The organism is [Mannheimia] succiniciproducens MBEL55E (assembly GCF_000007745.1).
GTDB classification, from domain to species: domain Bacteria; phylum Pseudomonadota; class Gammaproteobacteria; order Enterobacterales; family Pasteurellaceae; genus Basfia; species Basfia succiniciproducens.
In genome coordinates this window covers 129,220-142,542 of the sequence record NC_006300.1, presented here as the reverse complement: position 1 = coordinate 142,542, position 13,323 = coordinate 129,220, and the positions used below count along the sequence as shown (strand labels likewise).

The 13,323-nt window shown below is 43.3% G+C and carries 17 protein-coding genes; 3 read left to right on the top strand and 14 right to left on the bottom strand.

From position 1 onward, the window contains the following. Window positions 1-160: 160 nt before the first annotated feature. The 9 genes from tuf to fkpA all read right to left on the bottom strand — a co-directional run bounded on the left by tuf (window position 161) and on the right by fkpA (window position 7,256). A complete protein-coding gene (tuf, locus tag MS_RS00775) occupies window positions 161-1,345 on the bottom strand; it encodes an elongation factor Tu (RefSeq protein ID WP_011199348.1) in 1,185 nt (394 codons plus the stop codon). A gap of 70 nt (window positions 1,346-1,415) precedes the next feature. Beyond that, a complete protein-coding gene (gene fusA, locus MS_RS00770) occupies window positions 1,416-3,518 on the bottom strand; it encodes an elongation factor G (RefSeq protein WP_011199347.1) in 2,103 nt (700 codons plus the stop codon). Window positions 3,519-3,608: 90 nt separating this feature from the next. Further along, a complete protein-coding gene (rpsG, locus tag MS_RS00765; RefSeq protein ID WP_011199346.1) occupies window positions 3,609-4,079 on the bottom strand; it encodes a 30S ribosomal protein S7 in 471 nt (156 codons plus the stop codon). Between the two features lie 127 nt (window positions 4,080-4,206). Continuing rightward, window positions 4,207-4,581, bottom strand: a complete 375-nt coding sequence (gene rpsL, locus MS_RS00760; protein ID WP_011199345.1) for a 30S ribosomal protein S12 — start codon at window positions 4,579-4,581, stop codon at window positions 4,207-4,209. A gap of 135 nt (window positions 4,582-4,716) precedes the next feature. After that, window positions 4,717-5,007, bottom strand: a complete 291-nt coding sequence (tusB, locus tag MS_RS00755; RefSeq protein WP_011199344.1) for a sulfurtransferase complex subunit TusB — start codon at window positions 5,005-5,007, stop codon at window positions 4,717-4,719. A 1-nt stretch (window position 5,008) separates the two neighbouring features. Next, window positions 5,009-5,368 carry a sulfurtransferase complex subunit TusC gene (gene tusC / locus MS_RS00750; RefSeq protein WP_011199343.1) on the bottom strand — a complete coding sequence of 120 codons (360 nt, stop codon included), beginning with the start codon at window positions 5,366-5,368 and terminating at the stop codon, window positions 5,009-5,011. Beyond that, window positions 5,365-5,745 carry a sulfurtransferase complex subunit TusD gene (gene tusD, locus MS_RS00745; protein ID WP_011199342.1) on the bottom strand — a complete coding sequence of 127 codons (381 nt, stop codon included), beginning with the start codon at window positions 5,743-5,745 and terminating at the stop codon, window positions 5,365-5,367. Before tusD ends, tusC begins: the two co-directional genes overlap by 4 nt. Next, entirely contained in the window at window positions 5,745-6,413 is a 669-nt protein-coding gene (locus MS_RS00740; protein ID WP_041639460.1) for a helix-turn-helix transcriptional regulator, read from the bottom strand. The genes tusD and MS_RS00740 overlap by 1 nt, the downstream gene beginning before the upstream one ends. A gap of 66 nt (window positions 6,414-6,479) precedes the next feature. Beyond that, window positions 6,480-7,256: an FKBP-type peptidyl-prolyl cis-trans isomerase gene (fkpA, locus tag MS_RS00735; RefSeq protein WP_041639459.1), complete on the bottom strand. Its 777-nt coding sequence runs from the start codon at window positions 7,254-7,256 to the stop codon at window positions 6,480-6,482. A gap of 151 nt (window positions 7,257-7,407) precedes the next feature. Here fkpA and MS_RS00730 point away from each other — a divergent pair, with 151 nt between their 5' ends. Then, a complete protein-coding gene (locus tag MS_RS00730; RefSeq protein ID WP_011199339.1) occupies window positions 7,408-7,629 on the top strand; it encodes a SlyX family protein in 222 nt (73 codons plus the stop codon). A 76-nt stretch (window positions 7,630-7,705) separates the two neighbouring features. On the opposite strand, the gene MS_RS00725 is transcribed toward MS_RS00730, so the two are convergent. Then, window positions 7,706-8,437, bottom strand: a complete 732-nt coding sequence (locus MS_RS00725) for a redoxin family protein (RefSeq protein ID WP_011199338.1) — start codon at window positions 8,435-8,437, stop codon at window positions 7,706-7,708. A gap of 121 nt (window positions 8,438-8,558) precedes the next feature. Here MS_RS00725 and oxyR point away from each other — a divergent pair, with 121 nt between their 5' ends. Together oxyR and fabR are read left to right on the top strand one after the other, a co-directional pair. Further along, window positions 8,559-9,467 (top strand): DNA-binding transcriptional regulator OxyR, encoded by a 909-nt coding sequence (gene oxyR / locus MS_RS00720; protein ID WP_011199337.1) that lies wholly within the window; start codon window positions 8,559-8,561, stop codon window positions 9,465-9,467. 1 nt (window position 9,468) lies between these two features. Beyond that, the gene (gene fabR, locus MS_RS00715; protein ID WP_011199336.1) at window positions 9,469-10,116 is read left to right on the top strand and encodes an HTH-type transcriptional repressor FabR; all 648 of its coding nucleotides are present in this window, start codon (window positions 9,469-9,471) and stop codon (window positions 10,114-10,116) included. A gap of 147 nt (window positions 10,117-10,263) precedes the next feature. Here the strand turns inward: fabR and deoC are convergent, their stop codons facing one another. From deoC to MS_RS00695, 4 genes are all read right to left on the bottom strand, one after another. Further along, the gene (deoC, locus tag MS_RS00710; RefSeq protein WP_011199335.1) at window positions 10,264-10,938 is read right to left on the bottom strand and encodes a deoxyribose-phosphate aldolase; all 675 of its coding nucleotides are present in this window, start codon (window positions 10,936-10,938) and stop codon (window positions 10,264-10,266) included. A 197-nt stretch (window positions 10,939-11,135) separates the two neighbouring features. Further along, window positions 11,136-12,494 (bottom strand): PTS ascorbate transporter subunit IIC, encoded by a 1,359-nt coding sequence (locus MS_RS00705; RefSeq protein WP_011199334.1) that lies wholly within the window; start codon window positions 12,492-12,494, stop codon window positions 11,136-11,138. Window positions 12,495-12,504: 10 nt separating this feature from the next. Beyond that, window positions 12,505-12,774 carry a PTS sugar transporter subunit IIB gene (locus MS_RS00700; protein ID WP_011199333.1) on the bottom strand — a complete coding sequence of 90 codons (270 nt, stop codon included), beginning with the start codon at window positions 12,772-12,774 and terminating at the stop codon, window positions 12,505-12,507. 21 nt (window positions 12,775-12,795) lie between these two features. Then, a complete protein-coding gene (locus MS_RS00695) occupies window positions 12,796-13,236 on the bottom strand; it encodes a PTS sugar transporter subunit IIA (protein ID WP_041639457.1) in 441 nt (146 codons plus the stop codon). Window positions 13,237-13,323 lie beyond the last annotated feature (87 nt).

Genomic DNA, 13,323 nt, shown 5'->3' with positions numbered 1-13,323 from the left:
CGTATTAAATAAAAAACATCGAATAACAAATTTATCATTGTCCTAGAGATCTTTTATCAGACAAAAATCCGCAAAAATTAACCGCTCTTTTTACCTTTCGGTTTTGCACCATAAAAAAGGGACTCTTTCGAGCCCCTTTTCAGATTTGCCGTTACATCAATTATTTGATGATTTTCGCAACAACACCCGCACCTACTGTACGGCCGCCTTCACGGATTGCGAAACGTAAACCTTGGTCCATCGCAATCGGGTGGATTAAGCTTACTGTCATTTTGATGTTATCGCCAGGCATTACCATTTCCACGCCTTCAGGTAATTCGATTGTACCTGTTACGTCCGTTGTACGGAAGTAGAATTGTGGACGGTAGCCTTTGAAGAACGGAGTATGACGACCGCCTTCTTCTTTTGATAATACGTAAACTTCTGATTCGAAGTCTGTGTGTGGTGTGATTGAACCCGGTTTCGCTAATACTTGACCACGTTCGATTTCTTCACGTTTAGTACCGCGTAATAATGCACCGATGTTTTCACCCGCACGACCTTCGTCGAGTAATTTACGGAACATTTCAACACCTGTTACCGTTGTTTTCGCCGTTTCTTTGATACCAACGATTTCAACTTCATCACCCGTACGGATGATACCGCGCTCTACACGACCCGTTACTACCGTACCACGACCTGAGATTGAGAATACGTCTTCAATCGGTAATAAGAACGGTTGGTCAATCGCACGTTCTGGTTCCGGAATGTATGTATCCAATGCGTTTGCTAACTCAAGGATTTTTTCTTCCCATTGCGCTTCGCCTTCTAACGCTTTTAACGCTGAACCACGGATGATTGGTGTATCGTCACCCGGGAAATCGTATTGAGAAAGAAGTTCGCGAACTTCCATTTCTACTAATTCTAATAACTCTTCGTCATCTACCATATCGCATTTGTTTAAGAATACGATGATGTATGGTACGCCTACTTGGCGACCTAATAAGATGTGCTCACGAGTTTGCGGCATTGGGCCGTCTGTCGCCGCTACTACTAAGATTGCGCCGTCCATTTGTGCCGCACCGGTGATCATGTTTTTAACATAGTCCGCGTGTCCCGGGCAGTCTACGTGTGCGTAGTGACGGGTCGGCGTATCGTATTCAACATGTGAAGTGTTGATGGTGATACCGCGCGCTTTTTCTTCCGGCGCGTTATCGATTTGGTCGAATGCGCGAGCCGCACCACCGTAGTGTTTTGATAACACGGTAGTGATTGCCGCTGTTAAAGTTGTTTTACCATGGTCAACGTGGCCGATTGTACCCACGTTTACGTGCGGTTTTGTACGTTCAAATTTTTCTTTAGACACTTTTCAGTTTCCTTTTGTTATTCCCCAAAAGTGCGGTGCAAATTTGGGGAGTTTTAGTTAATTAAAAAAATTATTTTTTACGAGCTTCGATTACTGCAGCAGCAACACTTGTTGGCGCTTCAGCATATTTTAACGGTTCCATTGAGTATGATGCACGACCTTGAGTTTGTGAACGTAAGTCTGTTGCATAACCGAACATTTCTGATAATGGAACTTCAGCATTGATTTTAACAACAAAATCATTTGCTTCTTGACCGTTAACCATAGCGCGACGACGGCTTAAGTCGCCGATTACGTCACCCACATATTCAGGTGGAGTTTCTACTTCAACTTTCATGATTGGTTCAAGTAATACCGGGTTTGCTTTGTTAAACGCCGCTTTAAATGCGATAGAAGCAGCAAGTTTAAACGCTAACTCGGATGAGTCCACATCATGGTATGAACCGAAGTGTAAACGAACACCAATATCAACTACCGGATAACCCGCTAAAGGACCGGATTTAAGTTGTTCCTGGATACCTTTATCAACCGCAGGAATGTATTCGCCAGGGATTACACCACCTTTGATTTCGTTCACGAATTCGTAACCAGGACCTTCCGGATCTAACGGATACAAGTCGATAACAACGTGACCGTATTGACCGCGACCACCGGATTGTTTTGCGTGTTTACCTTCAACATCGTTAACACGGGTACGGATTGTTTCACGGTAAGATACTTGTGGTTTACCGATGTTAGCTTCCACTTTAAACTCACGTTTCATACGGTCAACGATAATGTCTAAGTGTAACTCACCCATACCTGAAATGATTGTTTCGCCGGACTCTTCATCAGTGTGAACACGGAATGAAGGGTCTTCTTGCGCTAAACGACCTAATGCAAGACCCATTTTTTCTTGGTCGGCTTTAGTTTTCGGTTCAACCGCAACGGAGATAACCGGATCCGGGAATTCCATACGCTCAAGAATGATTGGTGCGTTAGGATCACATAATGTATCACCGGTAGTTACGTCTTTTAAGCCGATTGCGGCCGCGATATCGCCCGCGCGAACTTCTTTGATTTCTTCACGTTTGTTTGCGTGCATCTGTACGATACGACCAAAACGTTCACGTTTTTGACGTACTGAGTTCACTACCGTATCACCGGAGTTAACCACACCCGAATACACACGGAAGAAGGTTAAGTTACCAACAAACGGGTCGGTCGCAATTTTGAATGCCAATGCTGCGAACGGTTCATCGTCGCTTGCGTGACGTTCACCTTCAGTTTCATCTTCATTGATACCTTTAATTGCAGGAATATCAACCGGTGAAGGTAAATACTCAACAACCGCATCAAGCATTGCTTGAACACCTTTGTTTTTGAATGCAGAACCACAGGTTACCAGAATAATTTCATTGGCAAGAACGCGAGCACGTAATGCGCCTTTGATTTCTTCTTCGGTTAACTCTTCACCACCAAGGTATTTTTCCATTAGCTCTTCTGAAGATTCCGCCGCCGCTTCAACAAGGTTGTTACGCCATTCTTCGCATGCTTCCAGCATATCCGCAGGAATATCATCATAAGTAAATGTCATACCTTGATCTTCTTCATTCCAGTTGATTGCTTTCATTTTGATTAAGTCAACCACACCTTTGAAGTTATCTTCAGCACCTACAGGAAGTTGTAAAGGAACAGCGTTAGCACCTAAACGGGTTTTTAATTGTTCTACAACACGTAAGAAGTTAGCACCAGTACGGTCCATTTTGTTTACGAACGCAATACGCGGAACTTGGTATTTATTAGCTTGACGCCATACTGTTTCCGATTGTGGTTGAACACCACCAACCGCACAGTAAACCATTACCGCACCGTCAAGAACACGCATTGAACGTTCTACTTCGATTGTGAAGTCAACGTGTCCCGGAGTGTCGATAACGTTGATACGATGTTGTTGGAATTGTTGTGACATACCGGACCAAAATGCTGTTGTTGCAGCAGAAGTGATGGTAATACCACGTTCTTGTTCCTGTTCCATCCAGTCCATGGTTGCCGCGCCATCGTGTACTTCACCGATTTTGTGACTAACACCTGTATAGAACAAGATACGCTCTGAAGTTGTTGTTTTACCCGCGTCGATATGCGCACTGATACCGATATTACGATATCTTTCAATAGGGGTTATACGAGCCATTATTATTACCTTGTTTGGGTTTAATATGAAATTTTAAATATGGGTAAGGCTCCATCAAGGATGAAGCCTTTAGTAAATACTACTAGATGATTACCAACGGTAGTGAGCAAACGCTTTGTTTGCTTCCGCCATGCGGTGAACATCTTCACGTTTTTTCACTGCTGAACCTTTATTTTCTGACGCATCAGATAATTCGTTCGCTAAACGTAACGCCATTGATTTGTCACCGCGTTTACGTGCCGCTTCAACGATCCAACGCATACCTAATGCGTTACGACGTGCAGGACGCACTTCAACCGGTACTTGATATGTAGAACCACCGACACGACGAGATTTAACCTCTACGGTTGGACGGACGTTTTCCAATGCTTCTTCAAATGCAACTAACGCATCTTTGTTCGTACGTTGAGCTAAAGTGTCTAATGCATTATAAACGATTGATTCTGCGATAGATTTTTTACCATCTACCATTAAAACATTAATAAATTTCGCAAGCAATTCTGAACCGAATTTCGGATCTGGAAGAATTTTGCGAGGTTCAATACTACGACGACGTGGCATTGCAATTTCTCCGTTTTTTATCTTCAGGATACCCAAAACTCATCTTATTGCGATATTTCGCATCTGACTGGAGTTTATGGTTTAGATTGTTTAATTTAGACGTTTGGCCTTACTTAACGGAGAACCATTAAGCTTTAGGGCGTTTAACGCCGTATTTAGAACGACCTTGTTTACGGTCTTTAACGCCTGCACAGTCAAGTGCACCACGTACAGTGTGATAACGCACACCCGGTAAGTCTTTTACACGACCACCACGGATTAACACAACACTGTGTTCTTGAAGGTTATGACCTTCACCGCCGATGTATGAAGTTACTTCAAAGCCATTTGTTAAACGAATACGGCATACTTTACGTAATGCTGAGTTCGGTTTTTTAGGTGTAGTAGTGTATACGCGAGTACACACGCCACGTTTCTGCGGGCAAGCCTGTAATGCAGGAACGTTACTTTTTACAACCTTTTTCACACGCGGTTTGCGTACTAGCTGGTTGATAGTTGCCATTAATAAGCTCCAGTTAAAAAATTATTCATGATTGAATTGTTTTACTAAATCCGCTTCCATACTGAAAGTGGACGTTGCATTCTAATGCCGAAAAGGGAATATGTCAAGAAATAGTCCGTAGGATCTTTGAAGATCCTACAGCGCTAATTGAGGGAAATATCGGGTCGTCAATTGCACCAGTTGAGGCATTTGAATCCGGTTAAAAGACTTATTTTTTTGCTGAATTAACGCGCTCAACCCGCGCGCCCGTATATCCGGCTCAAACAGATAAACTTGCGAGCTGTGTTTGACAAAATAATCGCCGTACTTTAAAGCGAGTAATACGCCGTCCTGCCATAATAAAACCGCATCCTGCGTCGTAAGCCGGGCAAGCAAATCCGCCAATTCGCGCGGAGCATAATCAGCTTTAGAGAAAGTATATAACATATTAAAAAGTAATAATTTTTTCTGCCTGTTGAAGCTTTTGCAACATCAAAGTGCGGTCGATTTTTTCACAATTTATAACCAAATCATCATAGCTCAAGGCAAAATCATCCATAGATTCGGCACAAATATAACGTTGTCCGATATCGTAAAGATCCAAAAGCTTAAAAGCGCTCGCAATATCCTTTTGCAGGATCAAATCCGACTGTTGATTCGCCAACAAATTCAATACGCCGTCCGCCATAAAAAATACTGCGATATCTTCTTCATCACAAAATGCGGTAGCGGCAAGCAACGCATCCAATCCTTCCCGGCTAATTGCCGTACCATGGGGGCTTTGGCGAAAAACGAAAGCTAATTTCATAGGGTTATCACTCTGTCCGCTTCTAACATTGCTTTACTGAATTCGCCTAAACCTGCCAACACAAAACCTTCCGCCAGGTTTGTTTGCGCGGGATCGAGAGCGGTCAATTTATCCACCACGCCGCGGCGTTGCGAAGCGGCGATACACAAGTGTAAAGGCACATTGTGCTTTTTTGAGAAAGTCTGCCATGCTTTGACCAGATTAAACTCATCATTGGCAGGATAAACCAATCCGTTGCCGTTAGATACCCCTTCCTGAGAGAAGAAAATCTGGCTGATCAGATGCCCCTGACAGATTAATTCCTGCGCGAACTGATAAGCTAAATAAGCGCCTTGCGAGCCATAAACCGGCTGCCGGACGGAAAGTACATAACGCATTATTTTTGGTCGTCCTGTTTTATTTGGCGAATATAAAGATAAACGGTATGGCGGGAAATATTTAATCTTTCCGCCACCAGATTAATTGCATCTTTAATATCAAAAATACCTTTCTCAAAAAGCGTGGTAACGATTTGACGGTTTTTATTGTTATTTGCCACAAGACGATCCGCCGTAATTTCTTCAATGGTGGTTTCCACCGTTTGCAATACCAACTCCTCTACAGAACTGGCGAAATTGCCCGCCGTGGTGACCGGATAGTCTTGAGTCGGAATAAAGGCTTGGATAAACTGGGAAACCGGTACTTCCAAATTAAGATTAATACACAATAAACCGATAATCTGCCGCTTACCGTTACGAATGGCGATACTCGTCGACTTCATTAGCCCGTTATTGCCCTTATGACGCGTAAAATACGGCTTTAAAACCATGCCGTTTTCCATAGCTTGCAGAGATTGTAAATCCGCTTCGCTCAGCGTCGTACCCGCTTGCCGATTGGTATTATGTCCGTTGGCAATGTAAACGGCGGTATTATCCAAATCTTCCAAAGAATGCAAGAGGATTTCGCAATGGCTACCGAGTAAAGCGCTTACGCCTTCAACCACGGCTTTGTAGGAATTTAAAATCGCACGGTCTTCATCAGTGAAAGGTCGTTTTATACTTAGCATTATATTACCCGCAAAAAAGGAACCGCACTTTCGTCTAATAACCAAAAAAGTGCGGTAGATTTTTCGTTATTTTTTAGCCGGAGTAACGTCTAATACTTCAACTTCAAAATGAAGTGTTGAGTTAGGTGGAATCGTACCTAAATCCTGCTCGCCGTAAGCAAGTTCGGCAGGAATAACCAATTCGATTTTGCCGCCTTTTTTCACTAACTGCAGACCTTCGGTCCAACCCGGAATAACCTGATCCAATAAAAATTCTACCGGCTGACCACGTTCTACCGAGCTGTCAAATACCGTACCGTTAGTTAATTTGCCGGTGTAATGTACTTTCACGGAATCTGTCGGTTTAATAGCTGCGCCTTCACCTTCTTTTTCAATGCGATACAGCAAACCGGATTTGGTTTCTTTCACGCCGTCTTTTTGCTTAAATTCGGCAATGAATTTCTCACTTTCCGCTTTGGCCTGTTTCGCTTGTTCTTCGGCTTTGGTTTGGGCGGCAACTTTTAATTTTTCATCAATATCCTTTAACGTGTTCACCACGTCTTGGTTGGTTAAATCAATTTTGCCCTGCAATGCTTCCGCAACGCCCGCAAGAATTTTATCGTTATCATAAGCGATTACGTCTTTCTGCGCTTCAACCAAACCTTTTAAATCATTACCGATTAACACGCCTACCGCATAAGAAGGATCTTTAACCCGGCTATTTTCCGCCTGCGCGGCTGCCGGTGCTTCCTGTTTTGCAGGCTCTGCCGCCGCTTGCGCTTTTTTGTCATCTTTACAGGCAGAGGTCGCCAATACGGCGCCGACTAATAATGCCACTGCTGAAAACTTTTGAATTTTTAACATCACTATTTCCTTTATTGAGAGCCTCGGCTCAGTGGGTTTAACAAAAATGACGAATAACATATCCTTAAAATTAAAGAGGATTTAACCGCCGATTTTGTTAGAATAGGGTAAAGCCAATTTGGCTATTGTACAACATTTATTTGGGATTACTATGCAAAACTCAGCAAATTTAGAGCAACGGATTGCAGAACTGGAAATGAAAATTACCTTTCAGGAAGGGATAATCGAAGAGCTCAATCAGGCATTGATCGAACAGCAGTTCGTCATTGATAAAATGCAATTGCAAATGCGTCATGTGGCCAATAAATTGAAGGATTTACAACCGGCTAACATCGCAACGCAAGCGGAAGAAACACCGCCGCCGCATTATTAACATCACAAAATTTCAGAAAAACAAACCGCACTTTTAATATTAAAAGTGCGGTTCTTTTTTAGCGATTTTTTAAGGCTTATTTATTAGCGAAATAAGCTTCTAAATCATCGCTGCCGCCAATATGTTTACCGCCGATAAACACTTGAGGGAATGTGGCACGACCACTCATAGCACGTACCGAAGTAACGGTAGCGTCTTTGCCTAACACAATTTCTTCAAACGGATAGCCTTTTTCCGTTAACAGCGCTTTCGCTTTCGCGCAGAACGGGCAACCCGGTTTAGTAAATAACGCGACTGACGGTTTTGGCTCCCAATCCGGTTTGATGAATTTGATCATGGTGTCCGCATCGGAAACTTTGAACGGATCGCCCGGTTCGTTCGGTTCAATAAACATTTTTTCGATTACGCCGTTTTTTACCAGCATAGAATAGCGCCACGAACGTTTACCGAAACCCAGCTCTTCTTTATCCACCAACATGCCCATGCCTTCGGTGAATTCGCCGTTGCCGTCCGGCAGAACGGTGATATTATCGGCATCTTCATCACATTTCCATGCGTTCATAACGAATGTATCGTTTACCGATACGCAAATCACATCATCAACACCTAATTTTTTAAATTCCGGCGTTAATTCGTTGTAACGCGGTAAATGGCTTGACGAACAAGTCGGCGTATAAGCGCCAGGTAATGAAAATACCACAACGGTTTTATTATCAAAAAGTTGAGCTGAAGTTACATCGACCCAAGCATCGCCTTGACGGGTGTGAAATGTAACTTGAGGGACTTTTTTACCTTCCATATTTGACATAATTTTTCCTCTTTTAATGGACTTATTTATTTTGATGACTGGATTATAGGCAATTTTATGTTATAGTTACAATCAATTAATTCTATGCTTTCAATCGTTTTTTTCTATAACGAGGTAAAAAATGAATATTCGAGATCTTGAGTACCTTGCAGCCCTTGCTGAATATAAACATTTCCGTCGCGCGGCGGATGCTTGCCATGTCAGTCAACCGACCTTGAGCGGACAAATCCGTAAACTGGAAGATGAACTTGGAATTACCTTGTTAGAACGTACCAGCCGTAAGGTTTTATTCACCCAATCAGGGCTTATTCTAGTAGAACAGGCTAAAAAAGTCTTGCGTGAAGTCAAATTACTGAAAGAAATGGCAAGTAATCAAGGTAAAGAAATGACCGGGCCTCTGCATCTCGGCGTTATCCCGACCGTCGGTCCTTATTTGCTACCTTATATTATGCCTGCATTAAAGGAAGCTTTCCCGGATTTAGAATTGTATTTATATGAAGCGCAAACCTCGCACTTATTAGATCAACTGGAATCCGGCCGCTTAGATTGTGCAATTTTAGCCACTGTCCCGGAAACGGAACCTTTTATTGAAGTGCCTATTTTCAATGAAAGAATGTTATTGGCGGTTTCCGAACAACATCCTTGGGCAAAAGAAAAATCAATTAAAATGCATGCATTACAAGGCCATGAAGTACTTATGTTAGATGACGGACACTGCCTGCGGGATCAAGCGTTGGGTTATTGTTTTACCGCGGGTGCGCGCGAAAATTCGCATTTCCAGGCCACAAGTTTGGAAACCTTACGTAACATGATTGCGGCAAATGCCGGTATGACCTTGATGCCGGAACTGGCAATGCTAAATGAAGGCACAAGAGCCGGGGTAAAATATATTCCTTGTACCGACCCTGAGCCCAAACGTACCATCGCGCTGGTTTACCGTCCCGGCTCACCGCTTCGTAGCCGCTATGAACGAGTGGCGAATGCCGTGGGTGATGCTGTAAAAGCGATTTTACATACGGAAGGTGATTAATATGGCCGGCGTTCGTGCAATACAAAAAGAAAAAACCCGCCGCGCATTAATTGATGCGGCGTTTAACCAATTAAATGCCGAAAAAAGCTTTTCGAATTTAAGTTTACGGGAAGTGGCGAGAGAGGCGGGTATTGCGCCGACCTCGTTTTATCGTCATTTTAAGGATATGGACGAATTAGGCTTAACCATGGTGGACGAGGCGGGTTTAACCCTGCGCCAACTTATGCGCCAGGCCCGAAAACGCATTGAAAAAGGCGGCAGTGTCATTGTTATTTCGGTGGAAACCTTTTTTGAATTTATCGCCCACAGCCCTAACGTTTTCCGTTTGCTGTTACGCGAAAGTTCCGGCACATCACAGGCTTTTCGTACCGCCGCAGCGCGGGAAATCAAACATTTTGTGGATGAACTCGCCGAATATTTGGCAAATAAAAACAATTATTCGGAATACGTGGCTTACGTGCAATCGGAAGGTATGGTAACCATTGTATTTACCGCCGGCGCCAACGCCTTAGATATGAACAATAAAGAACGGGAATTGCTCAAAGAGCGCCTGATTCTGCAATTACGCATGCTTGCCAAAGGCGCGCATCACCATATGATGGAACGCGAACGCCATAATACCCACCTACCGGCGACGGGCAAATCATAAAAGTGAGGTGAAATTTCGGGGTTTTTATGGAGTTAACTGAGCCGGCGGGTCAATAAATTCAGCTGATTTAAACGGGTTTGAACTTTTTTATCCATCGCAACAGGCTCAATCAATCTTTAGGTTTTGTTTATCTTTTATAAACAGACCCTAGTAACCGCCGCTATTATCTTGCAGGCCTTTGATGATTGCGATTCCGGCACTTGCGCCGATACGGGTTGCACCCGCGTTAATCATCGCCATCGCGGTTTCAGTGTCGCGAATACCGCCGGAGGCTTTTACGCCGAGTTTATCGCCGACGGTTTGACGCATTAACGCCACATCTTCCACCGTTGCACCGTCTTTATTAAAGCCGGTTGAAGTTTTCACAAAGCCCACCTTCAGATCACGGCAAATTTCACAGGCTTTTACGATTTCGTCCGGCGTTAACAGACAGGTTTCTAAAATCACTTTCAATAAAGTGCCGTTACAAGCCTGCAAAACCGCCTGAATATCCGATCGCACTTTGTCCCATTCGCCGGATTTAATCCAGCCTACATTAATCACCATATCAATTTCCTGTGCGCCGGCTTTAATGGATTCCTGCGCCTCAAAAGCTTTCACCGAAGTTAAATTAGCCCCTAACGGAAAACCGATAACCGTGCAGATTTTCACATTTGTTGCCGCTAATTTTTCTTTTGCCAACGGAATATAACATGGGTTGATACACACAGACCAGAACTGATTTTCAATCGCTTCATCACAAAGTTTAATGATGTCCTGCGCCGTTTTCTCCGCAGTTAATGCAGTGTGGTCAATAAATTTCGCCAATTCTTGCGGGTGCATAATATCTCCTTCTTTGAATTCTTTTCATGTGAGAATTCTAACTTTTTTATATGATACATCAAAAAAATCTGAAAACTGTGATTTTTATCACTTTCCAATTAAAATCGGCAATATGAAAAATTTCGTGATTTTCTACCGCACTTTTAACAAAAATGCCCCGGCTTTAGCCAGGGCATAATGTTATTTATACAACTTAGCTATTCTTCAGTTTTTACCGGTTTTTTCGCTAAATAGTTGTAGCCCACAAGCAACAGGAAGATAGCCACAATCACGATCATAATCATATCTTTGGACATAAACTGCGCCATATTACCTAACACGATACCTACACCGCCAAAATCCGTATCTGAGAAGGTGGTATTGGCAAAGCCGAGGGAACCTAATACCGGTAATAAGAACACCGGCAGGAAAGTGATCAATAAACCGTGGGCAAATGCACCTAGAATTGCACCGCGACGACCGCCGGTCGCATTACCGAAGACACCCGCTGTGGCACCACAGAAAAAGTGCGGTACCACTCCCGGAAGAATCAATACCCAGTTAAGCTGACCGAGCAATACTAAACCGATAATACCGCCCATAAAGCTGGATAAGAAGCCCACTAAAACCGCATTCGGCGCATAAGGGAAAACAATCGGACAGTCTAATGCGGGTTTTGCATCCGGCACCAATTTTTCTGAGAAACCGGTAAAGGCAGGCACAATTTCAGCCAAGATTAAACGCACACCTTGCAGAATGACGTAAACGCCGGCTGCAAAGGTAATGGCTTGAATTGTGGCGTAAACCAAATAATGCTGACCATTACTAAAGTGAGTGGAAACATATTCGTTACCGGAAGCGATAGCAAGAACGAAATAGATGATCATCATGGTTAAGGAGATCGAAATTGAACTATCGCGTAAGAAACTTAAATTTTTTGGCAAATCCATTTCTTCGGTAGAGGGCGAACCTTTACCTACAGCCTGACCGATAGCGCCGGAAAGCACATAACCGATGGTACCGAAGTGACCGAAGCCCACATCGTTACTACCGGTAATTTTTTTCATGTAGAAATGGGCGATTGCCGGGAAAAACGCCATGATTAAACCAAGAGTTAATGCGCCCACAAACACCAATTGCACGCCTTCAAAACCGGCAACGGTTAAAATGACGCCAATCATACAAGCCATATAGAAGGTATGATGGCCGGTTAAAAAAATGAATTTTAAACGGGTAAAACGCGCCACAATAATGTTCGCCACCATACCGAAGGCCATAATAAGTGCGGTCGCCGTGCCGTATTTTTCAAGCGCCATGGAAACGATTGCTTCGTTATTCGGAATAATTCCCTGTACGTTGAACGCGTGTTCAAACATACTGCCAAGCGGAGTTAACGAGCTCAGCAATACGGTTGCCCCACCGCCTAACACAAGGAAACCTAAAATTGTTTTAACCGTTCCTTTGATGATGTCCGGAAAAGCTTTTTTCTGAGCCACTAAACCGACCAAGGCAATTAACCCCACCAACACCGACGGCACTTTTAAAATATCTAATATAAAGAAAAGTATTGAGTCCATAGGTTATCTCCTATTGATTGAAATATTCGGCAAGTTTTTCTTCGAATTCTTTTACGCTGACAATATTTTTGACTACCACCACTTTGTCGGCAGGCAAACCGCTACTGTTGGCAATATCCGCACCCATTACGAATAAATCCGCTTCATTCGCCGTAACGGAGGCCAGATCCTGATGGCTGACCTCCGCCTCTTTACCTAAGGTTTTTAACGCTTTTTTAATGTTCATTTCCATCATGAAGCTACTGCCTAAGCCATGACCGCAAACCGCCATAATTTTCATAATGATTCTCCTGTAATAAACTTAATAACGATGAACAATCTCTGCGATTTCAGAAACTGTCGTAGATTGAATAATTTGTTGTACCGCTTCTTCATCCGAGAATAATTCAGCCACCGCCGAAAGCATTTCCAAGTGAGATTCACTGTCTTTTGCCGCCAGCATTAACACCAACTGAACGGGGTCGTTATCCGAACCGAAATTTACCCCTTGTTTCAACACAACCAACGACAACGCCTGCGCATTCGAACCGTCTTCCGGGCGAGAATGAGGCATAGCGATTTGCGGTGCAATCACATAATAAGGGCCGATTTCCCGATGAATTTGAAAAATACGTTCCACATAACGGGGTTCAATCAACTGTTCCGCTAACAAAGGCGCAGCGCTTAACTGCACCGCCTGCTGCCAGTTTTCAACGGAATCCACATATTGAATGTGAGAAAGGGGTAAAAATTGTTTAAGCATAAAAGACCTCTTCTGTTTTGAAGTGATCACAATGTAAACCTCAATGATAGCGTTATCAATAAGAAAAATTTAATTTTGTGATAGCGG